Source organism: Xanthomonas populi (assembly GCF_002940065.1).
GTDB lineage: Bacteria > Pseudomonadota > Gammaproteobacteria > Xanthomonadales > Xanthomonadaceae > Xanthomonas > Xanthomonas populi.
In genome coordinates, this window is sequence record NZ_MDEJ01000306.1 from 1 (window position 1) to 713 (window position 713).

General features: G+C 59.6%; 1 pseudogene. It reads right to left on the reverse strand.

The annotated features are described in order from the left end of the window. Positions 1-76: 76 nt before the first annotated feature. Positions 77-637: pseudogene (locus tag XpopCFBP1817_RS21015) on the reverse strand (B12-binding domain-containing protein); the annotation flags it as partial. Between the last annotated feature and the right edge of the window lie 76 nt (positions 638-713).

Here is a 713-nt window from a genome sequence, read left to right on the forward strand (position 1 = left end):
CCATGCGCGCACTTGTTTCTACACGATCCGGGTGCAACCAGCTGATCTATCTCGGGAAAACGTGGGGAAACCTCAGGTCCAGGATAACCTGCGCCAACACCATCACGCCCAGATCCACCACATCGAGGTTGTTGCATGCCAACACCACGCCGACGATGTTCTTGCCGATGTCGTGCACATCGCCCTTGACGATGGCCATGATGATCTTGCCGTTGGATCGACCGACTTCGCTGGTACGCAGTTTTTCCGCTTCGATATACGGCAACAGATACGCCACCGCTATCTTCATCACGCGTGCGGATTTGACCACCTGCAGCAGGAACATCTTGCCGGCGCCGAACAGGTCGCCGACCACGTTCATGCGGTCTATCAGCGGGCCTTCGATCACAGCCAGCGGGCGCGTGGAGTGTTGCCGCGCCTCTTCGGTATCGGTTTCCACGAACGCATCAATGCCATGCACCAGCGCATGCGCCAGGCGTGCGCGCACCGGCTTTTCGCGCCATGCCGGATCTTCGACCCTGGCCGCGCCCTTGCTGCCTCTATAGCGTTCGGCAATTTCCAGCAAGCGTTCGGTGCCGTCCTTGCGGCGGTTGAGGATCACATTCTCCACGCGCTCGCGCAGTTCCGGGTCCAGCTCTGAGGTTTCCCCACGTTTTCCCGAGATAGATCAGCTGGTTGCACCCGGATCGTGTAGAAACAAGTGCGCGCATGGC